The sequence below is a fragment of the Bacillus salitolerans genome, from assembly GCF_042680805.1.
Taxonomy (GTDB): domain Bacteria; phylum Bacillota; class Bacilli; order Bacillales; family SA4; genus Bacillus_CJ; species Bacillus_CJ salitolerans.
Genome location: NZ_JBHUEM010000028.1, coordinates 39616 through 63405 on the forward strand (window position 1 = coordinate 39616; position 23790 = coordinate 63405).

At 38.2% G+C, this 23790-nt stretch carries 23 protein-coding genes and 1 pseudogene; 15 read left to right on the top strand and 9 right to left on the bottom strand.

Annotated elements, in window-relative coordinates:
- Nucleotides 1–4: 4 nt before the first annotated feature.
- Together ACFSCX_RS15790 and ACFSCX_RS15795 are read right to left on the bottom strand one after the other, a co-directional pair.
- Nucleotides 5–1444 (bottom strand): MDR family MFS transporter, encoded by a 1440-nt coding sequence (locus tag ACFSCX_RS15790; protein ID WP_377929218.1) that lies wholly within the window; start codon nucleotides 1442–1444, stop codon nucleotides 5–7.
- A 145-nt stretch (nucleotides 1445–1589) separates the two neighbouring features.
- Nucleotides 1590–2009, bottom strand: a complete 420-nt coding sequence (locus ACFSCX_RS15795) for a pyridoxamine 5'-phosphate oxidase family protein (RefSeq protein WP_377929219.1) — start codon at nucleotides 2007–2009, stop codon at nucleotides 1590–1592.
- 145 nt (nucleotides 2010–2154) lie between these two features.
- Between ACFSCX_RS15795 and ACFSCX_RS15800 the strand changes: the two genes are divergently transcribed.
- From ACFSCX_RS15800 to ACFSCX_RS15810, 3 genes are all read left to right on the top strand, one after another.
- Nucleotides 2155–4554: a S8 family serine peptidase gene (locus ACFSCX_RS15800; protein WP_377929220.1), complete on the top strand. Its 2400-nt coding sequence runs from the start codon at nucleotides 2155–2157 to the stop codon at nucleotides 4552–4554.
- Nucleotides 4555–4789: 235 nt separating this feature from the next.
- On the top strand, nucleotides 4790–5392 hold the full coding sequence (locus ACFSCX_RS15805; protein ID WP_377929221.1) for a YczE/YyaS/YitT family protein: 603 nt from the start codon (nucleotides 4790–4792) through the stop codon (nucleotides 5390–5392).
- A 95-nt stretch (nucleotides 5393–5487) separates the two neighbouring features.
- On the top strand, nucleotides 5488–6306 hold the full coding sequence (locus ACFSCX_RS15810) for a YfkD famly protein (protein WP_377929222.1): 819 nt from the start codon (nucleotides 5488–5490) through the stop codon (nucleotides 6304–6306).
- Between the two features lie 57 nt (nucleotides 6307–6363).
- Here ACFSCX_RS15810 and ACFSCX_RS15815 read toward each other — a convergent pair whose 3' ends face one another.
- Both ACFSCX_RS15815 and ACFSCX_RS15820 read right to left on the bottom strand, forming a co-directional pair.
- Nucleotides 6364–6738: a hypothetical protein gene (locus tag ACFSCX_RS15815; protein ID WP_377929223.1), complete on the bottom strand. Its 375-nt coding sequence runs from the start codon at nucleotides 6736–6738 to the stop codon at nucleotides 6364–6366.
- 59 nt (nucleotides 6739–6797) lie between these two features.
- Complete coding sequence (locus ACFSCX_RS15820) at nucleotides 6798–7166, bottom strand: CPBP family glutamic-type intramembrane protease (RefSeq protein WP_377929298.1); 369 nt, start codon at nucleotides 7164–7166, stop codon at nucleotides 6798–6800.
- Between the two features lie 226 nt (nucleotides 7167–7392).
- Between ACFSCX_RS15820 and ACFSCX_RS15825 the strand changes: the two genes are divergently transcribed.
- The 3 genes and pseudogenes from ACFSCX_RS15825 to ACFSCX_RS15835 form a co-directional block, all read left to right on the top strand.
- The gene (locus ACFSCX_RS15825; RefSeq protein WP_377929299.1) at nucleotides 7393–7788 is read left to right on the top strand and encodes a thiamine phosphate synthase; all 396 of its coding nucleotides are present in this window, start codon (nucleotides 7393–7395) and stop codon (nucleotides 7786–7788) included.
- A 215-nt stretch (nucleotides 7789–8003) separates the two neighbouring features.
- The gene (locus ACFSCX_RS15830) at nucleotides 8004–8453 is read left to right on the top strand and encodes a DUF6843 domain-containing protein (protein WP_377929224.1); all 450 of its coding nucleotides are present in this window, start codon (nucleotides 8004–8006) and stop codon (nucleotides 8451–8453) included.
- 421 nt (nucleotides 8454–8874) lie between these two features.
- Nucleotides 8875–9160: pseudogene (locus tag ACFSCX_RS15835) on the top strand (ABC transporter transmembrane domain-containing protein); the annotation flags it as partial.
- On the opposite strand, the gene ACFSCX_RS15840 reads toward ACFSCX_RS15835, so the two are convergent.
- Together ACFSCX_RS15840 and yfkAB are read right to left on the bottom strand one after the other, a co-directional pair.
- The gene (locus ACFSCX_RS15840; protein ID WP_377929225.1) at nucleotides 9155–10000 is read right to left on the bottom strand and encodes a mechanosensitive ion channel family protein; all 846 of its coding nucleotides are present in this window, start codon (nucleotides 9998–10000) and stop codon (nucleotides 9155–9157) included. The pseudogene ACFSCX_RS15835 and the gene ACFSCX_RS15840 overlap by 6 nt on opposite strands.
- A gap of 4 nt (nucleotides 10001–10004) precedes the next feature.
- A complete protein-coding gene (gene yfkAB, locus ACFSCX_RS15845) occupies nucleotides 10005–11135 on the bottom strand; it encodes a radical SAM/CxCxxxxC motif protein YfkAB (RefSeq protein WP_377929226.1) in 1131 nt (376 codons plus the stop codon).
- A gap of 82 nt (nucleotides 11136–11217) precedes the next feature.
- Here yfkAB and ACFSCX_RS15850 point away from each other — a divergent pair, with 82 nt between their 5' ends.
- The 3 genes from ACFSCX_RS15850 to ACFSCX_RS15860 all read left to right on the top strand — a co-directional run bounded on the left by ACFSCX_RS15850 (nucleotide 11218) and on the right by ACFSCX_RS15860 (nucleotide 13840).
- Nucleotides 11218–11412 (top strand): SE1561 family protein, encoded by a 195-nt coding sequence (locus tag ACFSCX_RS15850; RefSeq protein WP_377929227.1) that lies wholly within the window; start codon nucleotides 11218–11220, stop codon nucleotides 11410–11412.
- Nucleotides 11413–11853: 441 nt separating this feature from the next.
- Nucleotides 11854–13389, top strand: coding sequence for a fumarate hydratase (locus tag ACFSCX_RS15855; RefSeq protein ID WP_377929228.1), 1536 nt, complete (start codon nucleotides 11854–11856; stop codon nucleotides 13387–13389).
- A gap of 148 nt (nucleotides 13390–13537) precedes the next feature.
- Nucleotides 13538–13840 (top strand): hypothetical protein, encoded by a 303-nt coding sequence (locus tag ACFSCX_RS15860; RefSeq protein WP_377929229.1) that lies wholly within the window; start codon nucleotides 13538–13540, stop codon nucleotides 13838–13840.
- A gap of 119 nt (nucleotides 13841–13959) precedes the next feature.
- On the opposite strand, the gene ACFSCX_RS15865 is transcribed toward ACFSCX_RS15860, so the two are convergent.
- Nucleotides 13960–14451, bottom strand: coding sequence for a hypothetical protein (locus tag ACFSCX_RS15865; protein WP_377929230.1), 492 nt, complete (start codon nucleotides 14449–14451; stop codon nucleotides 13960–13962).
- Nucleotides 14452–14640: 189 nt separating this feature from the next.
- Between ACFSCX_RS15865 and pdaA the strand changes: the two genes are divergently transcribed.
- From pdaA to rlmD, 3 genes are all read left to right on the top strand, one after another.
- Complete coding sequence (gene pdaA / locus ACFSCX_RS15870) at nucleotides 14641–15447, top strand: delta-lactam-biosynthetic de-N-acetylase (protein WP_377929231.1); 807 nt, start codon at nucleotides 14641–14643, stop codon at nucleotides 15445–15447.
- Between the two features lie 161 nt (nucleotides 15448–15608).
- Nucleotides 15609–16478 carry a DNA-3-methyladenine glycosylase family protein gene (locus tag ACFSCX_RS15875; protein ID WP_377929232.1) on the top strand — a complete coding sequence of 290 codons (870 nt, stop codon included), beginning with the start codon at nucleotides 15609–15611 and terminating at the stop codon, nucleotides 16476–16478.
- A gap of 14 nt (nucleotides 16479–16492) precedes the next feature.
- Nucleotides 16493–17875 carry a 23S rRNA (uracil(1939)-C(5))-methyltransferase RlmD gene (gene rlmD / locus ACFSCX_RS15880; protein WP_377929233.1) on the top strand — a complete coding sequence of 461 codons (1383 nt, stop codon included), beginning with the start codon at nucleotides 16493–16495 and terminating at the stop codon, nucleotides 17873–17875.
- Nucleotides 17876–18280: 405 nt separating this feature from the next.
- Here the strand turns inward: rlmD and ACFSCX_RS15885 are convergent, their stop codons facing one another.
- Nucleotides 18281–18859, bottom strand: coding sequence for a hypothetical protein (locus tag ACFSCX_RS15885; protein WP_377929234.1), 579 nt, complete (start codon nucleotides 18857–18859; stop codon nucleotides 18281–18283).
- Between the two features lie 273 nt (nucleotides 18860–19132).
- Between ACFSCX_RS15885 and ACFSCX_RS15890 the strand changes: the two genes are divergently transcribed.
- The 3 genes from ACFSCX_RS15890 to ACFSCX_RS15900 all read left to right on the top strand — a co-directional run bounded on the left by ACFSCX_RS15890 (nucleotide 19133) and on the right by ACFSCX_RS15900 (nucleotide 22779).
- Nucleotides 19133–21163: a sensor histidine kinase gene (locus tag ACFSCX_RS15890; protein ID WP_377929235.1), complete on the top strand. Its 2031-nt coding sequence runs from the start codon at nucleotides 19133–19135 to the stop codon at nucleotides 21161–21163.
- Nucleotides 21164–21811: a response regulator transcription factor gene (locus ACFSCX_RS15895; protein ID WP_377929236.1), complete on the top strand. Its 648-nt coding sequence runs from the start codon at nucleotides 21164–21166 to the stop codon at nucleotides 21809–21811. It abuts the gene before it with no gap.
- 536 nt (nucleotides 21812–22347) lie between these two features.
- Nucleotides 22348–22779, top strand: coding sequence for a hypothetical protein (locus ACFSCX_RS15900; protein WP_377929237.1), 432 nt, complete (start codon nucleotides 22348–22350; stop codon nucleotides 22777–22779).
- A gap of 395 nt (nucleotides 22780–23174) precedes the next feature.
- Here the strand turns inward: ACFSCX_RS15900 and ACFSCX_RS15905 are convergent, their stop codons facing one another.
- A complete protein-coding gene (locus tag ACFSCX_RS15905) occupies nucleotides 23175–23729 on the bottom strand; it encodes a TetR/AcrR family transcriptional regulator (protein WP_377929238.1) in 555 nt (184 codons plus the stop codon).
- Nucleotides 23730–23790: the final 61 nt, after the last annotated feature.

The window sequence follows — 23790 nt, forward strand, 5'->3', positions numbered from 1 at the left end:
TTTATTAATCAGCTTGAGATTGCTGATCAAAATCTGGGGCAATAGCTTTTTTTATAGCTAAGGTAATAAAGAAAGCAACAATACATAAGCCTAAGGCAAACCAATATGCATGGTGGACACCAAGAGTCATTGCTTCATTCATCAACTTCTCTGTAATGGGTCCAGACTGTTCATTTAAGTAGTTAGTTTGGCCCTGACTCATAATACTAACGAAAATGGAAACCCCAAGTGCCCCGCCAATTGGTTGAAGTGTGTTTCCGATGGCTGTCCCGTGTGGATATAGCTTCTTCGGTAATTCGTTCAACGCATTTGTATGGGCAGGCATCATGATTGCTGAGATGGATAGCATCAATAAGATATACGCTAGGATAAATGACCAAATCGGTATGGAAGGACTAATGTTGCTGAAAAATATCATCACCCCTACTAATACAAACGTTCCTGGAATCATCAGCCTCCTAGGGCCAAACTTATCAAATAACGTCCCCATAACTGGTGACATCAATCCATTTAATAGTGCCCCTGGTAAAAGTAATAATCCTGCCAATTTCGCTGAATAACCGAGAGGGCCTTGTAAATACATAGGCATTACGATTTCGGAAGCGAACATCGCCATGATGACAATGACAAAGAGACTAACGCCGAGCGTATAGTTTTTATACTTAAACACACGCACATCTAATAGTGGCTCTTCTAGCTTCAATTGACGAAGCACAAATAAAAATAAGCTAAGCAAACTAATGAAAATAATCGAAAGAATTTTAATCGATGAAAAACCATCTGGATCTTCTCCGGCACTACTAAATCCATACACAATGCCCCCGATTCCAATGGAAGATAATATGATCGATAGAATATCGACTTTCGGACGGGTAACTTCCCCTACGTTTTGTAAAAATTTTAATGCGAATAAAATTGAAAACGCTGCAAAAGGAATGACGGAAATAAATAACCAACGCCAACCTAGTAAATCAACGATGACACCTGAAACAGTAGGGCCGATTGCAGGTGCAAACATGATGACTAGTCCAAATGTCCCCATCACTTTTCCGCGAACTTCAGGACGATACATAAATAATAATGCATTCATAATTACAGGGATTAACAGCCCTGTTCCCACTGCTTGGATCATACGCCCTGTTAAAAGCATTGGAAAATTCAAGGCACAGGCTGCTATTGCTGTTCCAATTAAAAATATCGTCATAACCCCGATGAACATTTGCCTTGTTGTAAACCATTGAATTAGCAAGGCAGAAATAGGCATCAAGACACCCATAACAAGCATGAATCCAGTCGCCATCCATTGGACAGTTGGTGCATCGACGTTAAACACATGCATCAGCTCCGTGAGTGCGATATTCAATAACGTTTCGTTCAGAATGGCAAAAAATGCCCCGATCATAAACGTAATCATAATTACTTTTGTATTAAGCTTTGAATCCATAAAGTTCCTCCATTATTTTACAATTTGAAAACATACTTATCTATCATACACTATTATCCATTTCATCTCATGTAATTCGCTCATCCATTTCAAAAAATAGAAAAGCCTAAATCACACTAGGTGACTTAGGCTTTTACGAGGATCGTTAAAGAGTGAATTCTTCAGGGTTTGAGCCAGCTTCCTCAAAAAATCGAACCTTTTCCGGAGTTAGTTTTAATACTACATAGTTAGGATCATTTGGTCCTTCTAACCATTCATGTAAATGGTTATTCCAGCATTTTTCTTTTAATGACACTTCATCCGTTATCTCTGCTTTTGCCTCAATTTCCATATAGGAGTGATCAAAGGAAATATCTTTATTCCCAAGCAGTATGTGGACTGAAGGATTTTGATTGATATCCTCGACTTTATGTGTGTGTTTGTCAGAAGCAGTGTAGAGAGTCAAGTCCTCATGAGAAAAGGTCATAAATCGTGTAAAAGGCTTTTGATCTCGTATTGTCGCAAGTGTTCCTACTTGATGTTGATCCATAAGCTTGTTTATTTTTTGCTTCACAGTCTGGTCCATCCGATTCAAATCCTTTCGATAATGAATTTACTACCTATAATGTGCCTTGTGGCTTCATTTTTATGATAGAAGTGTGAGAATGGAAGAAAGAGGACATAACCTATAACTTGTGGAGGAATCCTATACAAGGAAAGGGGGGCTTGCGGTGAAACAAGCCATTGTTTGGATGGTGGTGATGTGCTTATGTGGCTGCATGCCTACAGAGGATCGTTCAGAGAGCCACACCTATAATGAAATTACGTATCGAAATATCGATTATCCATCTAGTAATCAAGCTGAAAGCATGGGGTTTAACGAAACGAAAACCTTATATGAAACAAATGATATGGAAGAGATTATTTATGATAGGCAAATCCTCGTAAAGCTGAATGAGGGAACAAGATTAGATCTTGAACCATACCATTTACAGGAGATTGAGGCTTCCGAGCAAATGCAAAAGAGAAATATTACAATCTTGGCTGTGCCTTCGAATCAAAATTTTGACGAGGTACTATCGTATTTGAGAGGATTGGAGAATGTTATCTACGCTGAGCCTAATTTTGTACAGGAGCCAAATGCAGTTCAATTTGATTCAAGGCAATGGTATGTGGAGCCTATTCATCTAAAACAAGCCTTAAGTTCCTTCCAAAGTCTACCTGAAGTTGTGATTGCCGTTTTAGATACTGGTGTTAATAGCTATCACCGGGAGTTAAGTGGGCAGGTGCTCCCTGGCTATGATTTTTTTGATCATGACACAACGACGAATGATTTATATAGTCATGGAACAGAAGTTGCGGGTGTGATTGCGAGCAAAGCAGACGGTATTGGTATGACAGGAGTGAACCCGTATTCGAAAATTTTACCGGTAAAAATATCTGATGCAGAAGGATATATTCCGGATAGTGCTGTTATCGAAGGGATTTATTATGCAATCGAACAAGAGGTAGATGTAATTAACATGAGCTATGGTAGCCCAGAATATAGTGTGATTGAAGAGGATGCTCTTAAGGAAGCCTTTGAGGCGGGGATAGTACTAGTGTCCTCGGCAGGGAATGAACCAAGTGGAATACCTAGCTATCCAGCGGCTTATCCCTTTGTCATTGGAGTCGGCGCAATTGATCAAAATTTGGCATTAGCAAACTTTTCTAATTTCGGAAAATGGGTGGACGTAGTAGCACCTGGGGTTGATATATTAGCTCCAGATGCAACAGGCAGATATGTGTATGCGAGTGGAACTTCTTTTTCTGCACCAATAGTTAGTGCGGTGGCTGGGTTATTAAAGGCTATCTATCCAACCTGGACACCAACACAAATTGAATGGGCACTTGAACGCGGGGCAATCGATTCTATAAAGCTTATGTCAAATCACGTAGGATATGGATTGATTGATGTACAAAAAAGCACGACTATTAGTCAGCGGGCTTCAACAGATACATCATATAATGAGCGAACAGCTCGTTCCATTCCCCTAAATAGTAAAATAATTGACACAATGGAGCATCCTTATGATCAAGATTGGTTTACTTTTACGGTGCCTAATGCTTCAAATATTACTGTAGAAATTTGGTATCATTCAGCATTTGTCGGAGGTTTGAATACAAAAATATATTCCAATTCAGTAACGATCAATCACTCAGTTAAAAGTGATATGAGAAGTGAAGCTGCATTTTTTTCATCACCAAGGACTTATTTTATTTCTGTTAAGGATAAGTATGGATTTTGGTCAGATTTACCATATACCGTCCAAATTAATGCTGAACCAGTTGTTGTAGAAGACACGGACATTCCAGTTATTTATGAGATTGCACCAATCCTCCAAGGGGATACAACGGTAACTGGTAAAACAGAAGCGAATGCTTCCGTGTTTGTTAGTAGGAATGGACTATTTACGAATGAAGTGATGGCAGATTCATCTGGCAGGTTTAACTTGCTGATTCCTCCTCAGTTAGCTGGCTGGGAGCTCGATATTTGGGCGCAGGACGCAGAAGGGAATCAAAGTGAAGTCATTCAGCAAGTAGTACAGCCGAACGATGTTTCGACCTTTGCAGACGTTCAAATGTATGCCGAACAAATTAGTTTCTTAACCCAACTGGAATTATTCAAAGGCTATGAGAACAATACCTTCAAACCTACGCACCCGATAACTAGGTTGCAAGCTGTTCAGGTGATACTTAGACAAATGAAAATAGATACGTTAGATGTGGAATCAACGATTGAATTTACAGATATGAAAAAGGGTAACTACGGCTATGAAGCTGTTGCAAAGGCGGTAGAGTTAGGGATTGTAACAGGTAAGCCTGGAGGTGCGTTTGATCCGAACGGGATTCTGACTAGAGCTCAAATGGCGAAAATTATAACAGAAGCCTATAAACTTGAAAGTCAAGAAACCACTAATTTTTCAGATGTAGGAGAAGAACACTGGGCCTATCACTATATTAATCATTTAACGAATACTGGTATTTCTACGGGCTATGCGGATCAAACATTTCATCCAAATGAACCTATAACAAGACAGCATTTTGCCTTATTCATGACAAGACTATTTCAATATGGATTTGCGAAATGATGTAGACAATCAAAAACCTCTGCACCAGATAGGGCAGAGGTTTTTGATAGGACAAACTTAATGATTGCAGTTACAAAACTTAGGAATTAAGGAATGAAAAGCTTTTAGGGTTAATCTGATTATAGCATCTATTTTAAATAATGTAAATATTCAAATTAATTGTAATTTAAATTAATTTATAAACAACATTTATAATGGTATTCTATCATTATTTACATCAAAAGGAGATTGTCTTATGCACGTGAAACGATTGCTATTTTATTTAGTAGGGCTGACCATTCTTTCATTAGGGGTTAGTTTTACCATTAAGTCTGACTTAGGAGCGGGTCCTTGGGATGCGTTAAATGTCGGGCTCTCAACTACATTTGGATTGACGGTTGGGAGCTGGGTCATTATTGTTGGATTAGCTCTTATCGTCATTAATGCGATTTTACTCAAGGAGCGTCCAGATATTTTTGCAATTTTTACGATCGTAATTGTTGGAGGGTACATTGATTTCTGGTTAATTTATGTGTTAGCAAAGTGGGATCCAGCAAGCTTTGTTATGAAGCTTGTCGTATTAATGGTTGGTCTTTTGTTCCTTTCACTTGGAATTGCCATCTATCTTCAAGCAAAATATCCACTCATCCCTATTGACCGGTTCATGCTTGCCATTCAAGCAAGGATTAAAGTGAATCTAATGGTGGCAAAAACAATAGGAGAAGTGACTGCACTGCTTCTTGCCTTATTATTTAAGGGTCCAATTGGAATTGGCACGATTATCATCGCGCTTTCGGTTGGTCCTTTTGTTCAGATCTTTTTCCCGAGGATGGAGAGACTGAAGGAAAAGTGGAGTTGATTTTTTTTAAGGTTTCATGGATAAAGTCCTTTTGTTTAGAAAAAACTAGGGACAACTATAAGTAGTGTTATCCATGAAAGGAGCAAAACAAAAAAATGAAAAAAGTAATGGTTGCTATCGTTACATCTTTATTATTCATATCATTCTCAAGTGTTACATGTGCTGAACAGAAGAAGGCTGATGATAAAGTAAAAGCTGAGTCAAGTGTTAAAATCCCAAATTCGGTACTCAATATTTCAAAGGACAACACATATCCAAACCCTACGCAAGATTTACCTTACTTACAACCGAGTAGCTTAGCACAGCAGCTACTCGATACGTCAGATGTAAAAATTGAAAATCCTGATCTCATTCGCATGCTGAACGAGACTACGATTTCAGATGCACCTTTGGCGTTTGGATATAGAGCAACAATTTATATGGGGCAATGGCCTCTTAACTACGAATCGAATGAAACAAGTGTAAACTGGGAATATCAAAAGATAAATACAAACTATTCAGATAACCGTGGCGGAAAATCACCACAACAAATCTACTATAAGCAAGAAGCGGAAAAGCATGTAAAGGGTGGATTAACCGCGAAAATTTCCAATTCAGAAGACGTCAAAAAAATGATGATGTTAAAATCAATGCAAAAAACAAATCTTCCTCTATCCTTCCATACAGTCATTGGCTATGGTACGAAAAAGGATCAAGTATACAATGTGGCACCTAAGAAGATGGGTTATTTATATGCCTATGCACCTGCTGTAAACGAAAAAGGAAAAGTCACATTTGGTGAAGTATACCTTGTGTTAAAAGGAAATAAAAAAAGTATTGTCGTGAAAAATGTAACATCACAAGGAATTGGCGCATGGATTCCGATTCAAGACCACGTATCATTTGGGTATGTCGTGTCTGATCGACCTAGATAATGGAATAAAAAAATGCTGTTGACAGTACTGTCTCAACAGCATTTTTCTTTGAATCCTTTATTCTGTTTCCCATTCTCCGAAATCTTCTGCTTGTTCGCATTTCTTAGCGATTAATTCTGTGTGATACTGTATCCACTTAATCTCTTTTCCGTTTTCATCATAAAAGAAAAAGGTATATGCGCCCTTACACGTTCCAACAAAAGAAAGTTCGAAAAAAGGTAAATCTCCGTTATGTTCATAGATAATCGTATTTTCATTAACGGTTCCTTGGTAGGAATGTCTGACCGTTACGTTCCTTGAGTTTGTTAAATGAACATCAAATCTTACTTCGGTTGAGGTTGCTATTCCAGGTGAAACACTATTTGCATGTGCTTGGAATGGAACTGTACATACGATTAGAGCTATTATCATCATTTGAAAATATTTTTTCATTGTAAGCCTCCCATATTCTCAATCTAACTATTGCGATTATTTTCTCGTAGAAATACTAGCTAGTCAATAGCCTTTTCCTTTTTAAACCCATATTTTCGCTGAGCAAGGTATAGGAAAATCCCTAGTGTTATGACCGACCATAGTAAGGAATTTCCAGGATTAATGGAGGTTACAACGAAAAGGGATGGAATTTCGCCAAAGGCTGAGTTATCCATCGTAAGAAACCAGCCGTGCAGCATGTTGTTAGCCGTATGAGCACCGATTGTTAATTCAGCACTATTTGTTTTAGCGGAAATATAACACCAGATGATGCCAGCCAATACATAGTCCATCCCTACAAGTAAAGGGGAATAGCTCATTTCAGGATTCCAAAAATGAAGCGATCCAAATATTAAATTTATCCCGGAAGCAGAAGTTCTTACTGGGATGACGCACTGGGCCTACCGAAATAAGGAAGTGTGTGTTGGTTGAAAAAAGAATTATATTTTGTATTAGGTAGCCCTAATTTTACTAGAGATCCGCGGCATGTTCTAAGAAGCGATTAAGGGGGAGAATTACCCTTCTTCAATTTTGCGAAAAAGCTGAAGGAAGTTAGTAGATTCAGAGAGGCTTAATCTGGCTAGGGATCTACTAAGTATTTGTCGGGAACATCAGATACCTTTCATTTTAAATGATGATATTGATCTTGCGCTTGAAATAGATGCGGATGGTATTCATATTGGCCAAGAAGATGAATCGACGATGAGTGCTCGTGAAAGAATCGGTGATAAGATTCTTGGTGTGTCTGCTCATAATGTTGAAGAAGCACACGCTGCGGTGAAAGCTGGGGCAGACTACCTTGGTGTTGGCCCTATGTATGAAACATCGACAAAAACAGATATTAGAGAAGTACAAGGTCCTGAAGTGATTGAGTTAATTAGAGAAGCGGGAGTGATATTACCCATCGTAGGAATTGGTGGGATATCTCAAGGTAAGGTAGAAGCTGTTATAAAAGCTGGTCCAGATGGTGAAGATGTTATATCGGCGATTAGTAATGCAGTTTCACAATGAAACTTAAAAGAAATTGAAATGTTTCACGGGAAAAATAAGAGCCTTAGGTGAAGTCTAACTTTCTTACTATAAAAAATGCAAAAAAAAAGGTAAAGAATCATAGGGTAAAAAACAACACTTGTATTGTAAAATCTTTAAATAGTTGAATGTATAGTTTCTTCATATTGTAAAATACTAAAATAATTATTATGACAAAGAAAGGAATATTTTACTGTATGAAAAGGTACTGGGTAATATTCTTTATTTTATTTCTAATTTCAGGGTGTCAAGTACAAGAAAGAACGACAAATTTATTTTTGATACCAGAAGGACACATTGGTTGGGTGTTTGCAGGATTTAATCAATCAGAATATGAAGAGCTACAAAAAGAAGGCGATTTTTTAATATTTAAATTCGATAATAATGGTGAATTGAGGACCTCAACTATGTATCCAGAAACTGGAGTAGCTAGAGATCAATTTTATTATATGAATAAGAATGGAAAGAAAGGAAAGGAAATTGATCAAGAAACAATGATTCATGGGATGGCAATTGGTAATATTGGTGAAGTTAAAGAAAAAATTGAAACTTCGGCTACTCAAGTTTTGTTTTTTTTCGTTGGAACTGAAGAAGATTATAATAACGCTAAACCATTTGAGTTTCCTGAGGATTTAAAGGATTTTTGATACGAAATGATATTATACAGTTTTATCCATAGATATTTCCATTGGTGGGCCTGAGGAATATTGAGCTTGTCTAGTAAATTGTAAATCGTATTATGTGGGGCAGTATCAACCCTCTTATAAATCTCATAGCTTGGATATCCATCGTGTTTCCGAATATTCTTACTGTACCGTTTGGGAATATGTGTGCTTCGAAATCGAAATCGATACCAGGAGAACCTGTCAGTGCAAGAGGATTGCCACAAGTACAAGTAAGGCGAATTCTTACATAGTTTAGACCACTACCTAAAATATAGGAATTTAAACGTGACGCCTTCTTGAGCAATATAGTATATCCATTCGGAACCGTTCCATTTTCTTTGTTTAGTTATACCCACATATCTTTCTTGTGAAACACCTAACGTAGTTTAAAAATGACACCACCTTTTATGAGAAAAATAGGACTGGGGACTTAATGGCGCTTGCCCCCAATGATTTAAAAGCTAGTTCATTAACAACAGGATTTGGAATTCTTACCTTACTCGATTCAAGCGTGTTTATGCTAACCATCCTTTTTACATTGGGTATCTTGATTAGCTGGAGCATACATTTGCTGCATTAATTCCATTACCATTAATTGCTGTTTCCATTAGCATTTATAGCAAAAAGATTCACCAACGTTTCACAGAAGCACAGACGCATTTGGAACAATGAATGACCAAGTCTTAGATGATCGGTGTCTCTGTATTTGAAAAAAATGTTCTTTCTTCGGCCATTTGGATTTCTTGCGCGTACATTTCCTCAGCAATGGCTCTTCTTGTGCTTTTTGAAGCGTCCCAATAATAGCGGTCCTCAACAAGACCTGTAATTGTATATTCATAGCCCTTAAAATTCGCATTTAAAGAAGTCATCCCATACACTTGAAAGGGTTCAACGATACAATTCTCTACATCCTTTTTTAAGCAAAATGAAATATCTTCATTTAGCCGCTCGCACACCTTCTCTAGGACAGAAAATACAGTTGCAGGATTTTCACGATAGCTCACGACCACTCGTTCAATTACTCTCATTCGGTCGATATTGAAGTTCTGAATTTGTTTAATTTCACCATTACTAATGGTTAGGAGCTTTCCGCTCCATTCTCTTACCTTTAGAAAACGAAGCCCAATATCTTCGACTGTTCCATTGAACGTATTATTGACGGTAACGAAATCGCCTTTATGAAGCTGTTTTTCATAAATTAAGAAAATACCAGCTAAAATATCTCGGATTAAGCTTTGAGCACCAAAGCCGATGATAATTCCGACCACCCCAGCACCGGCAAGTACTTTTCCAAAATCATCAACAAAGAGGGACGTTGCATACAATCCAATTCCAATAATGGCTGTATACCTTGTAAAGGAACGAATCATGCTTTCAATCGTTTTTTCTTTTCGTTCTTCAAAAAATTCGGTTCGCAGAAAAAACTTGTGGACAGACTTATCCACAAATTTTATCGCGATAAGAGCAAGTAATATAACAACAACAAGCTGGGAGGCAGGGTGCCTCCAAAGTAGTTCCAAAGATTCCATTACCTTACCTCATTTTCTCAAGTTTTGCTTGGCGGGTCTGGAAGTCGGTATCTGTGTAGTAGCTATTTTTCACTAAAACATTCGGACCTAGACATTGAACTGCAGGGCAGTGACAATTTAACTCATTAGCTGTTTTAGAAGCCATCCATGTATCATATGCTTCCTGGAAGGTCGTATTTGTAATATTTCCGAGTGCTGGTGTGTCACCAAAATCCGTGACAATGATATCACCAGAAAAAATATTGACATTGAGCCTTGAACGACCATCTGGATCATTACGTACTGTTACGTTTTTACTTGAATAGAGTCGCTTTAGTAGGGCTAGATCTTCTTTATCATCACTACAAGGATAAAAAGGTAAGGTTCCAAACAGCATCCAAACGTTCTCATCCCGGAAATCAAGAAGGTGATGAATAGAGTCGCGAATTTCCTCCTTCGTAAGAATGTCTAACGTACTTGCAAAATCACTCGGATACATCGGGTGAACCTCATGCCTTTGACAGCCCATTTCCTCCACGATTTGCTTGTGAATGTCCTTTAAATAAGGGAGTGTGCGTTTGTTTAACATCGTTTCAGCCGAAACAATGACTCCAGCACTCGTCAATTCTTTCGTATTCTCAATCATTTTATCAAAGTACACCTTTCTTTGCTCGTGGCTAGGCTTTCGGTCCATCATCGCAAAGCCGCCTTCCATAAAGTCATCGAGCGTACCCCAGTTGTGGGAGATATGAAGGACATCTAAGTAAGGGATTATTTTTTTATAACGGTCAAGATCTAACGTTAAATTCGAATTAATTTGTGTTCGAACACCTCGTTCATGGGCATACTGTAACAAAGGAACCACATAGTTTTCAACGGATTTTAATGAAAGCATTGGTTCCCCACCCGTAATACTTAACGCACGTAAATGAGGAATCTCATCTAACCGTTTCAATAATAAATCAAGTGGAAGGGCATTTGGGTCCTTCGGCTGAAGCGTGTAACCGACTGCACAATGCTCACATCTCATATTGCATAGTGTAGTCGTTGTGAATTCAACGTTGGTTAGTGTCATCTTGCCATAATCTTGTATATCTAAATAAGCTTCCCACGGATCAAACGTAGGAGTAATTGGTTGTCTTGTAATTAGGGTCATAACAAACTTCCTTTCGAAAAAATACCGTTTCTATGATATCGTGTAAAAGGATAAATAACAATACGTAAGGAGAGAAACAAAATTGGGCAAAGCCGTAACAAATAATGACTCACAAATATCTTACTTAAAAAATCGCTTAGAAATGTTCATTGAAGTGATTGATCATTTAGACCCGGAGCATGCCGATCTAGAGGATATTGATCGTCTCATTCAAATGCTGGATGATATGGAAGTAAAAGTAGAACAGTTCAAGAAAGACGAGAGCACAGTCGAGTAGGTCGGCTGTGTTTTTTAGATACTAATTATGACTCATGTTGTAATCCGATTCTTTAGAGGGAAATCAAAGATCGTGCAAAATAAAGTGTTGTTAGCGATATCCAGAAAATTATTCGTTTTATCCAGAAAAAAAGTGTTATATCCAGAAAAAGTGTGCTTTTATCCAGAAAAATTTTCCTATATCCAGAAAAATAAAACATATATCCATAAAAGTATAAAAACGACAACCTTACCCGTTTCAGCTACCGCTGACGAAATCCTACTATTTATCAAAGAATGGTTGGTTCAACTAACAATCAGTGGTAAAAGCATCCACTGATTGAAGTTTCACTTTATGAAATAATTCTATCGTCGTATAATAGTAGAGGATAAAAATTTATACAAAAAGGCGTATTGCATACGTCACTACCATTTTGTTGGTAGCAGGGAAGGAGCCTTACAAATGGAAAAGCTTCAAGAAAGTATGTACAAGCTGATTGTTGAAACATCAACAAATTTACCGAAGGATGTCCGTCGTGCGATTAAAGCAGCAAAGGAAAGAGAAAGTGCTGGAACACGTGCTGCAATGTCACTTGCGACCATTACAAATAACATTACAATGGCGGATGACAATGTATCACCTATTTGCCAGGATACAGGACTTCCAACATTTAAAATTAAAGCGCCAGTAGGGGTCAACCAACTTAAAATTAAAGAAGCTATCAAGCATGCAATGGCCGAGGCAACAAAGAATGGAAAACTTCGTCCAAATTCTGTTGATTCATTAACAGGAGCAAACAGTGGAGATAACCTTGGAGACGGCTTACCAGTTATGAAGTTTGAGCAATGGGAAAATGATTATATCGACGTTCGATTAATTCTAAAGGGTGGCGGCTGTGAAAATAAGAACATTCAGTATAGCTTACCATGTGAGTTAGAAGGTCTTGGCAAGGCTGGTCGTGACCTTGACGGAATCCGTAAGTGTATCATGCACTCTATCTACCAAGCACAAGGGCAAGGCTGTAGTGCCGGCTTCATCGGTGTTGGAATCGGTGGAGATCGTTCAAGTGGATATGATTTAGCAAAGGAACAGCTTTTCCGTTCAAATGACGATGTAAATCCAAACGAAGATCTTCGCACGCTAGAAGAATATGTGATGGCAAATGCGAACGAGCTTGGAATTGGAACAATGGGCTTTGGGGGAGAAACGACTTTACTAGGCTGTAAAATCGGTGTGATGCATCGTATTCCAGCAAGCTTTTTCGTATCTGTAGCGTACAATTGCTGGGCATTCCGTCGTTTAGGAGTAAAGCTTGATCCTGAAACAGGTGAGATTCAAGACTGGATGTATCAAGAGGGAGAAAAAATCGACTTCTCGAAGGAAGTAGCAGCAGCAGTAGAAACAAGCGAAGAATCCAGAGAGGTTGTCCTTCAAGCTCCCATTACAGAAGAGCAAATCCGTGACCTGAAGGTTGGAGACGTTGTCATCATCAATGGAATGATGTACACAGGACGTGACGCAATCCATAAGCACCTTTCAACAAACGATGCACCAGTAGATTTAAATGGTCAGGTTATTTACCACTGCGGACCTGTTATGCTTAAGGATGACGAAGGCAAGTGGCATGTGAAAGCAGCCGGCCCAACAACAAGTATTCGTGAGGAGCCTTATCAAGGTGATATTATGAAGAAGTTTGGTCTTCGTGCAGTTATCGGTAAAGGTGGTATGGGAGCGAAGACGCTTGCCGCATTAAAAGATCACGGCGGTGTTTATTTAAACGCTATTGGCGGAGCTGCTCAATACTATGCAGACTGTATTAAATCGGTTGAAGGTGTTGACTTTATGGAGTTTGGAATTCCAGAAGCCATGTGGCACTTAAACGTTGAAGGCTTTAAAGCAGTTGTAACAATGGACTCACACGGAAATAGCTTACATGCGGATGTAGAAAAATCATCTCTTGAAAAGCTTGCCCAATTTAAAGAGCCAGTATTTAAATAATTTGAAAAGCTTGGGACTTAGTTCCAGTTTCAGACTGTCGAGAAAGATCTCGATAGTCTTTTTTACGTTCCACCTTAATGGTCCTATAGAATATGATGAGAATTGAAGTTTGGGTTCTAATAATCGAGCATTTGGAGTAGTTTGCGGAGTGAAAAGTCGGATAACAAGATTTAATCGACATTTGGAAGTGGTTTGCGGAGTGAAAAGTTGGATAACAGGATTTAATCGACATTTGGAAGTGGTTTGCGGAGTGAAAAGTTGGATAACAGGATTTAATCGACATTTGGAAGTGGTTTGCGGAGTGAAAAGTCGAATAACAGGATTTAATCGACATTTGGAAGTGGTTTGCGGAGTGAAAAGTCGAATAACAGGATTTAATCGATATTTCGAATTGGTTTGCGGAATGAAAAGTCAGATAACAGGATTTAATCGACATTTCAAAGTGGTTTGATCCTTGAACTATTCAATAGTAGGGGTCGCCTCTTTGTATATGTTACTTAGTCGGATATATCAATTTCCCGAATGAGGTCTTAAAACATGCTGAAAGCTTGGGACTTAGTCCCAAGCTTTTTACGTTTGCTCAATCATTCTAAATATCGCAAGTTTCAATACGTACATCATAATGACAAATAGAATAAAGTTTTTCCAATTAATCACGAGCCGGTTATTTTTAGGCTGGACAACTCCAAAAGCGACAATGTTCCAAAACCATTTTGAATCGGTCCATCGCTTTTTAGGCTGAACTTCCCCTTCTCGTTTCTTATTTTCATATCTAGCCCATAAGAGAATAAAGACAATATCAAAAATGGCTCCAAGTGTGACGGCAGTGACCGCGAACTCATTAGAAACCGTCCACTTTCCTTCATTTTCTTTTCGCTTCTCTTCTTGTTTCAATTCATATTTAGCCATGGCATCTGAAAAGAGAGCTTTCATTTCTTCTGTATGTGTTTGCTCGATAGGTGTGTGGGAATAATCCTTTGACCACAAAACGGCTGAAACTACTAATGAAATGATTAGGAAGAAGTACAACAGAAAGAATTTAACGGTATTCGACATCTTCATCAAATCAACCACCCCTTCACTTACAAGTTTACCAGTAATTTCTAACTGTAAATGGAAGGAATGTGACAATTTTGAAAAAGATAGCAGATGATGATTCGCGCTTGGAAAACCTTACACAGCATGAAATTCCCTTTACAACAGAAACTATCCATATACGAAATGTTTAAGTAAAAGAAAGGGGCTGAAGAAATGAAATGGAAAATGATTTTCAGCGTATTCGCGATAAGCTTATTGTTATTTCCGTCACTTCATATAGATGCATCAAACTACTCGAATGCTAAAACGCATTGGGGATTTAAAAAGAGTGTTAATCATGAGCCTGCCTCTGCAGGGAAGCAATTAGAAGAGTTACTTTCGCAGTATAATGGCTTTTACTTAGGCGATACATCCAAAAAGGAAATCTATTTAACCTTTGATAATGGATATGAAAATGGATATACACCACAAATCCTAGACGTATTAAAAAAGAAAAAGGTCCCAGCAACGTTCTTTGTGACAGGGTATTACTTGAAAAAGGAAGCAGACCTTGTCAAACGCATGGTCGCTGAAGGCCATATCGTTGGGAATCATTCCTGGCACCACCCTGACTTAACAGAGGTCAGTGATGTTAGGTTAAAGAAAGAGTTAGAGCTAGTCAGAGAAGAATACGAGCAGCTAACTGGGCAAAAAGGCATGAATTATCTGCGTCCACCAAGAGGTATATTTAGTGAACGAACGCTTGCCTTATCTGAAAAACTCGGCTATACAAATGTATTCTGGTCACTTGCATTCGTCGATTGGAATACCGATCAACAAAAGGGCTGGAAGCATTCGTATAACAATGTCATGAAGCAAATCCATCCTGGAGCAATCCTACTGTTACATACAGTATCGAAGGATAATGCTGATGCTCTTGAGAAAATCATTACCGACCTTCAAGCACAAGGCTACACCTTTAAAAGCCTAGATGATTTAATGATGGAAAAAACGATGCCACATCCGTGGTTATTTAGCTAATTTGAGATACCACAGTTGTTTTGCTGTGGTATTTTTGCTTTCTACGCGAAAATACAAGTTTTTGTTACCTAATCTAGCTTTTACTGCCATCATTTAGAATGACCATTTTTCATGATATAATACGGAAAAAATAAGAAATTGCTTGGAAGGGAAGTCTAAGTATGTGGACTGAAACGGTAATAACAGAAGGACCGTACCGGTTTGAAAGTGTTTTACATCGTCTTACATTAGATCCGTTAAATCAAATTGACCTAGAAGCAAACACAATTAGAATTCCGATGTACGTACATAATCACAAACAGGTCGTTACGATTAAAGGGGTTGGAACGATTGAGGCTCCTGAGTTTGAAGTCACCAGTGATCAGTACAAAGAAGAAACACTGAATGAAGTGGCAAGAATTTTTCAATGGAACGTATCGCTAAAAGAAATGGCTAAACATTTTGAGGCAACGAACATTGCCAAGCTTGCAAAGGATCACGAAGGGACACCGCTTGTTTTAGATATGAATCCGTATTTAAGTTTGCTAAAATGTATCATACACCAGCAGCTGAATATGTCATTTGCTTTTACGCTGACAAAAAGACTTGTTCAAACGTATGGAGAGGAAGTGGATGGTGTTTGGTTTTACCCACTTCCTGAAAAGGTTGCTTCCTTAGCTTATAGCGAGCTTCGAGACATGCAGTTTAGTCAACGAAAAGCAGAGTACGTTATTGATACATCAAGACTTCTTGCGGAAGGGCAGTTATCGTTAGATGAACTTGTGACAATGAATGACGAAGAAATTCAAGAAAAGTTAATGAAGATACGCGGGATTGGTCAGTGGACCATTCAAAACTTGCTCCTTTTTGGCTTTGGAAGGCAAAACCTATTTCCGAAGGCAGACATTGGGATCCAAAACGCAATAAAAAAGCATTTCAACCTAGACCAAAAACCTACATATGAACAAATGGATGAATTATCAAAAGGGTGGAGCCCTTACTTGAGCTATGCCTCCCTATATTTATGGCGTAGCCTTGAAACGAAACAATAATGGAGCGGATCACAGTGAAAAAGACACAAGAAGCAGTACTAGAAATAGGACAAACATTTCCCTTAACAATCAAACGGCTGGGCATTAATGGAGAAGGAGTGGGCTTTTTTAAGCGGAAGGTCGTTTTCGTCCCAGGGGCTCTTCCAGGTGAGGAAGTGGTGGCAGAAGCGACAAAGGTGTTACCAAACTTAATGGAAGCAAAGGTAAAGAAAATCCGCAAAAAGTCACCTGACCGTGTGGCACCGCCATGTCCAATCTATGATAAGTGCGGTGGCTGTCAGTTACAACACCTGAACTATGAAGGCCAATTACGCGAAAAGCGGGATATTGTCATTCAAGCCTTTGAACGATATTCAAAAATACCAATGGATCAGCTTGAGGTGCGTGAGACAATCGGCATGGAGGATCCGTGGAACTACCGGAATAAAAGCCAGCTTCAAGTTGGCTTGCAAAAACAAAAAGTAATTGCTGGACTTTATGGGATGAATTCACACGAGCTTGTTGACCTGTCGGATTGCATGATTCAGCATGAGAGTACGAATAAAGTGACTCAGGTGATCAAAAGAATGTTAGAGAAACTACAAATTCCTATTTACAATGAACGGACAAGAAAAGGAATCGTACGTACGATAGTCACGAGAGTTGGAATTCAAACAGGAGAGCTTCAAGTTATTCTCATTACAGCAAAAAAAGAAATCCCGAACCGCGACAAGCTCATTCGTGATATCCAATCAAAGCTACCAGAAGTCAAATCCATTATGCAAAACATCAACGGTGAAAAAACGTCGCTCATCTTTGGAAACCAAACTATGCATTTATCAGGCGAGGAAACGATTCAAGAAGTATTAGGGGACTTACAGTTTGAACTTTCAGCAAGAGCATTCTTTCAATTAAATCCAACCCAAACGGTCAAGCTATATGATGAAGTAAAAAAAGCAGCGGGACTAACAGGAAAAGAAAAAATCGTCGATGCTTACTGCGGAGTTGGAACAATCGGACTATGGCTGGCGAAAGACGCCGGTGAAATCAGAGGAATGGATGTCATTCCAGAATCGATCACAGACGCTAGAAAAAATGCTGCTAACCACAGCTTTAATAATGTAAAGTATGAAGTCGGCAAAGCAGAGGACGTCTTGCCAAAATGGGTGAAAGAAGGCTGGAAGCCGGATGTTGTCGTGGTGGATCCACCACGTACTGGCTGTGATGCAGGATTATTGAACACCCTGAAAAAAATAAAGCCGAAAAAGATCGTGTATGTGTCCTGTAACCCATCGACGTTAGCTAAGGATGTCGCTGAGCTTGGGAAGAACTACGAGGTGAAGTACTTGCAGCCGGTTGATATGTTTCCGCATACGGCACATGTCGAGTGTGTGACACAGTTATTATTAAAATTATAACGAACAAATTACCCTCTTATACCTTACAATAAAGATTTTCCACAGCCATCGGCAGTTAGAATCAAAATTTGTAAAAATGCGTGGAAAAGGCCAACAAATCGTGATGTTTTGAAGTTGAAAAGGAAGAAAGTGGAATTTGTCCGAAAGCTTTATTATGATAAAGAATGAAGGAATACAGGTTTGAGTGGAGCTTATTAAGATTAAAACGACTGTACAAAAATGTAATTGAATTAGCCCAATTCCTTAATAGGAAAGGGCTATTTTTTACAGAAAATAAAAGCGTGGCCGACTTATGATTTCGGCAAAATTAGCAGACTTCGAGGAGTGGCGGGATCTTTATGATTTTTTTTCAGAAAAAGGGATGCCAATTGTGTGATTAGTATCCCTTTTAACCTTCAGCATTTGTTAGACTGGTAAATAATCACTTTTAATAGTTTGACTCTTCGCATATTTCTCAGTTAACATTACATATCCCATACCTACATAGGATAATCCCCAGAAAAACGCACCCCATTTTTCCATCAATGGAAGCATTGGCACGATAAAGCTTAACAATAGAAGATAAATAATCCAGCGTGGGAATACCTTTGCACGGAATGTTGCATACGCAAATCCAGGCATACCAAGGAACATACCAGCCATAACAATGATTTTAGACACAAGAATAAACGAATTAGCGTTTGCTCTAAGTGCTTCTTCACCTGTCATTCCACTTGCTAAAAGCATCCAAACCATACAGCCAGTTATCGCATTAAATACGATGATAGCGATAGTCGATACAAATCCTAACGCTCCAGATTCTCTTTGTACTAAAAATAGACCAATTGATGAAGCTGCCATAAGGATACAAGCCGCAAATCCAAAAATTAACTCTTGAGTACTATCAGTACCCCAAATAAGTGAAGTAGGAGTCATCCCCATTCTAGTAAAACCAGCTAGTATTATTAGTACCCCAAACCATTTTCCTATTTTATCTAATGTCATCAATTATTCCCCCATTCAATTTGGTAAGCTAATCTTAGCAAGCACTTCATCAAATTGAATAGAGAATCAGATTCCTGTTTTTTTAGGAAAGTTTAGGAAACATTAGGAATATTACTGTGTAGTGCATCCACTTAATTCCTTGTTTGCTATAATGAGGAAAAGGGGGGTGTTGCAATTCATATGAGGTCATTGATACTAAATATACAGTCGCGAAAAATCCTTTTTCTCCAAGCAGTAGTTATAATATTTTGTATTATTTTCATGTTGACATTTATGAAAAGTGTTCCGAAATATTACGAAATGATGCGAACGACCTGCATATTTGAAGAATGTCAATTTGCCCCAATGCCTCCAACGACCACAGAGGAATTGAGTAAACTGAATATAACAGGGGACAACTATGCTTTCCTATTTGTCTTGATGGACACCCTATTAATCTTATACTTTTACATGACGGCGCTTATTGTTTTTTGGAAGTGTTTTTCAGAACCAATGGGTCTTTTTGCAGGTCTTATGCTTGTCAGCTTTGGAACGGCCTTTCCTTCGCTGGTAGGGGTAGCGGGGGAAAACATCAACTTCATCTTTGTCCTTGGCTGGACTGCATTTATTGTCTTTTTTATGATATTTCCAAATGGAAGGTTTTTCCCTAATTGGACAAGTATAATTGCTGGAACATACATTGGAATCCAAATACTTGGATTGCTCTTCCCGGAAAGTTTTTTCAATATATTAATGATGCCTATCTGGTTAAAATCTGTAATGTTGTTAATTCCTCTTCTAACCATGGGATTTTCACAAATATATCGTTTTATAAAGGTTTCAGATTCAACAGAGAGACAACAAACGAAGTGGGTTGTGTACGGATTTGCTCTTACACTAGTAGGATTCATTTTCATTAATTTCTTGTATGTACCAGGGATAATGAAAGGAGCTCTATCCTATTTATATTTAAATGCGTTTATCAATCTATGTATGGCTATAATACCGACTACTCTTACATTTGCGATTTTAAAACATCGACTTTGGGACATTGATCCGATTGTTAATCGAACGCTTGTGTATGGGGTGTTGTCTTTATGTGTCATTCTTATATATATAGTGCCAGTTTCTTATTTGAGTAGAATTTTTCAGACAAAGGATAATATGATCATTTCACTCATTGCAACGGCACTGGTTGCGATTGTATTTGCACCATTAAAAGCGCGATTACAAAGGTTAATCAATCGAATACTGTACGGAAAAAAGGATGAACCGTTTTCTGTGCTAGCCAATTTAAGTCAGCAATGGGAAAAACCAATGACTGTTGAGGCGACAATTGATGTTGTTGCAGCTACTATACGCGAGTCGCTTCGGTTACCTTATACAGCTATTTCATTTACAATAGATAGTCGCGACACAGTGGTCGCTGCTTCTGGAACAGCAATAGGTGATGTAAGTATGATTCCAATCATTTACCGCGGTGAGACATTAGGAAGTTTGTTAATATGTCCGCGTTCGCCTGGAGAAGAACTAGGAAAAGATGATCGTCAGCTTCTAGATGTTTTAATTCGCCAATCAGGTCCTATTATTCAAGGAATAAAAATGTCTGTCGGAATGAAACTTCTCGTTGAAGAGGTTCAAGAATCTCGAGGCAAGCTTGTGCTAGCGCGCGAAGAAGAGAGGCGTAAAATAAGACGAAATTTACATGATGATTTAGCACCTAGGTTAGCAGCACTCGCATTGAATGTAGCCACAGCTGAGCGCTTTGTTAGTAAGGATCCATCATTAACAGTAAATATTCTCACGGAATTAAAACAAACGATTCGCTCAACTGTGAATGATATACGGAAATGGGTTCATGATTTACGACCACCTGCACTTGATGAACTAGGTTTAATTGGTGCGATAGAGCAGCGAATTCAGGAGCTGACCAAAACCACCCATCAATTATCTGAATCGCTGACCATTCCAACTGTAAAGGTCGAATTTAAAATAGAAGGAAGAATTCCTATATTACCTGCTGCTGTTGAAGTGGCCATTTACCGTATCGTAACAGAGTCATTAGTAAATGTTGTCCGCCACTCATCAGCAAAGCATTGTACGATCAAGATAATATCAGAAGAAGATGCATATATTTGTATGGAGATTGTAGATGACGGAATTGGTCTCGGTGAACATCGAATGAGTTTTCCAAATGGTGGTATAGGAATGCAGTCCATGAGAGAGCAAGCGGTAGAGCTTGGTGGAACATGTACAATTGAAACAAGGATAGAAGGTGGGGTTCGTATTTTTACAATCCTTCCATATGAACGGAGAGAAATGTAAATGAGGATATTGCTGGCTGATGATCATACCCTTTTTAGGGCTGGATTAAAAAACTTATTAAGTACAGTCGATGAAATGCAAATTGTTGGGGAGGCTTCAACAGGAGAAGAAGCGATCGAACAGGCTTCGCTGTTGAATCCAGACATCATCCTAATGGATATTCGAATGCCAGGTCTAAATGGCATAGAGGCAACGAAGAAAATTAGAGAAACATTACCACATGTTCATATTCTAATCTTATCAATGTTCCAGGATGACCAGTCCGTCTTTACAGCAATGAAGGTAGGCGCTAAGGGGTATATACTAAAGGATGCAAATGAGGATGAACTATTACATGCAATTCGTATGATAGCGAGTGGTGGAGCTGTTTTTGGTTCGGTTATTGCAGCCCGAATGATGGATTATTTCGCTGTTTCCAGTCGTTACGAGCCAAATGATCCAGCCTATGCAGAATTAACTGCCCGAGAACGAGAGATTTTAATCCTCATTTCAAAAAATGCTACGAATTCACAAATCGCGTCGGAACTTCATCTTAGCTCGAAAACCGTGGCTAATTATGTAACGAATATATTAAATAAGCTTCAAGTATCTGACCGTCAAGAGGCTAAACGAATCGCTTTAAAGTGGAAATTAAATGATCATGTGTAGAAGGCATAAAGAGGGCATAAGTCTCTCCAGCCCCTTGTTTTTACTTACTATATTTTAGTGTAACAAAGGCAATGATATCATCACTAGATGGTTGAAAGGTCGGCTCGAATGGCAGGGATTGAGAATTCATGAATGTATGTTTATGGATTTTCAATTCTTTTTTGTTAAGAGATAAAAGAAATGCTCTTTTGAAAGGAGTTATCCCCATATTAGCAATGTTACTGTTACAAGAATAAATAGATGAATCCTACTTCGGGAAGGTAATTGTTTCCATATTATAAAATGTAGAGTAATAATATGTAAATGTCGTGAACAAAAGGCGCAGGCGCCCCGTTTAGTTAAAGGCTGAGCCGATGGCATAGCTACCGCACCACGCATATATCATTGCTTTCCCTCACTCTTTCATCAACTTCCTCAACCAAAATGCAGTTACTATATCCTTAATAGTAGCCCCCAAAAAATGGATATTAACCCTCTAAACTAGTTGATGTATAATTACAATATAAAAATTATTATAAGGAATAGCAGGTGATTACATGACTGTATGGTTGAAAGGTAGGCTTTTACAATTTATATCCTTCCTATTGTTTATTATGATAAATGTTATTACGTTAAAGATCCTTTTTACGGTTATTGAGTGGGTATATGTAGAGAAAATCGATATGTGGTACTTAGCAACCCTTCCATTAATAGGATTACTTTTACTAGTCTTTAGCTATCAATTCTGTAAAAAATTCTACTTTGGATACTGGAGATTTATTTTATATATCCCATTTATCAATGTGCTGATTTTTTTCATCCTCAATACGTACTTGATAGGTTTGGTTGGAGGACACCAAGGATTAGAGGATGACTATGCCTTTGGAATGATACTGCTAGTTGTTATTCCGATCGTTTGGCTACTATATGTAATTCCCACTGTGCTTGGTGTAAGGGCGAATAAGGTGTCTAGACCGGTTAAGATATGATTCCGTCACTATTAAATCATCTTATTTTTTCTGACTATCCTTTATTGTTTTCGCCATGGCTAAAAATACGATTATTACAAATATAATCGATACTAAAACGATAGTTAACAAACGAACACCTCAATTATTAATCCAAATTTTTTATCCTTCCACATGATGTTTTACACCTTGCCTTAACCTATTAACATGTAATGTGTGTGCTGAATAGCCTATAGAAATGTAACGCTAGATACCTTGATTATACAGTAGTTTTAATAAAATGGTAAAAATTTCTATGAAGGATTGTTTATGTTGCATAACATAGTCAACTTCTTCTAAGTACAAACAGCCCCTTGGCACCAAAGTTGCCAGGGGCTGTTTGTACTTAGAAAATCAATTTTTTCAAAGGGAAGAACCTATCGAATATCTGACAATCCCTTATTAATAAAATGATGTAGAATCTCTGCCATTTCCTTCGGTGTTTTGTTTTGTCCCTTTTCGAGCCAATTTTTGATTACATATAGGCTTCCACTAACTAAAAAAGGGTTGATGTATTCATATGTATCCGGATCGAGCGATTTGTCCGTAATCCAATTGTTGAAGATGAATTGCTGTGTGATTAACATTCCCTTCTTCTGAAAATGGACATCACTGTTCTCGCTTAGGAGAATTTGGCATACGTCACTTTTTTCAGCAAGAAGTTCAAATAATTTCTCGGTTATTTGCAAGGCTTCTTCTTCTTTTGAAAAATTGTATTGAGTAAGTGTGTTTCTTATATCTTCAATGAAGTCTTCCTCGATGGAATGGAGCAGGTCGTATTGGTTTGAATAATGAGCATAATAGGTGGAACGATTAATATCTGCCTGCTCACAAATTTCTTTTATGGTAATGCTTGAAATCTGCTTTTCCTTTAATAAGGCCATCAAACTTTCCTTTAAAACCATCTTCGTATATTTTTTTCGTCGGTCCATTTTAGAACTCAAAATCAACGATCCTTTCCTACTTTTTCTAGCTATTTTTTCAAGTTTTCCA

Excerpts from the sequence above, each read along its gene's own strand:
- ACFSCX_RS15790 (WP_377929218.1), bottom strand. The coding sequence starts at position 1,444 with ATGGATTCAAAGCTTAATACAAAAGTAATTATGATTACGTTTATGATC.
- ACFSCX_RS15795 (WP_377929219.1), bottom strand. The coding sequence starts at position 2,009 with ATGGACCAGACTGTGAAGCAAAAAATAAACAAGCTTATGGATCAACAT.
- ACFSCX_RS15805 (WP_377929221.1), top strand. The coding sequence starts at position 4,790 with ATGCACGTGAAACGATTGCTATTTTATTTAGTAGGGCTGACCATTCTT.
- ACFSCX_RS15810 (WP_377929222.1), top strand. The coding sequence starts at position 5,488 with ATGAAAAAAGTAATGGTTGCTATCGTTACATCTTTATTATTCATATCA.
- ACFSCX_RS15815 (WP_377929223.1), bottom strand. The coding sequence starts at position 6,738 with ATGAAAAAATATTTTCAAATGATGATAATAGCTCTAATCGTATGTACA.
- ACFSCX_RS15830 (WP_377929224.1), top strand. The coding sequence starts at position 8,004 with ATGAAAAGGTACTGGGTAATATTCTTTATTTTATTTCTAATTTCAGGG.
- ACFSCX_RS15840 (WP_377929225.1), bottom strand. The coding sequence starts at position 10,000 with ATGGAATCTTTGGAACTACTTTGGAGGCACCCTGCCTCCCAGCTTGTT.
- yfkAB (WP_377929226.1), bottom strand. The coding sequence starts at position 11,135 with ATGACCCTAATTACAAGACAACCAATTACTCCTACGTTTGATCCGTGG.
- ACFSCX_RS15855 (WP_377929228.1), top strand. The coding sequence starts at position 11,854 with ATGGAAAAGCTTCAAGAAAGTATGTACAAGCTGATTGTTGAAACATCA.
- ACFSCX_RS15865 (WP_377929230.1), bottom strand. The coding sequence starts at position 14,451 with ATGAAGATGTCGAATACCGTTAAATTCTTTCTGTTGTACTTCTTCCTA.
- pdaA (WP_377929231.1), top strand. The coding sequence starts at position 14,641 with ATGAAATGGAAAATGATTTTCAGCGTATTCGCGATAAGCTTATTGTTA.
- ACFSCX_RS15875 (WP_377929232.1), top strand. The coding sequence starts at position 15,609 with ATGTGGACTGAAACGGTAATAACAGAAGGACCGTACCGGTTTGAAAGT.
- ACFSCX_RS15885 (WP_377929234.1), bottom strand. The coding sequence starts at position 18,859 with ATGACATTAGATAAAATAGGAAAATGGTTTGGGGTACTAATAATACTA.
- ACFSCX_RS15890 (WP_377929235.1), top strand. The coding sequence starts at position 19,133 with ATGAAAAGTGTTCCGAAATATTACGAAATGATGCGAACGACCTGCATA.
- ACFSCX_RS15895 (WP_377929236.1), top strand. The coding sequence starts at position 21,164 with ATGAGGATATTGCTGGCTGATGATCATACCCTTTTTAGGGCTGGATTA.
- ACFSCX_RS15900 (WP_377929237.1), top strand. The coding sequence starts at position 22,348 with ATGACTGTATGGTTGAAAGGTAGGCTTTTACAATTTATATCCTTCCTA.
- ACFSCX_RS15905 (WP_377929238.1), bottom strand. The coding sequence starts at position 23,729 with ATGGACCGACGAAAAAAATATACGAAGATGGTTTTAAAGGAAAGTTTG.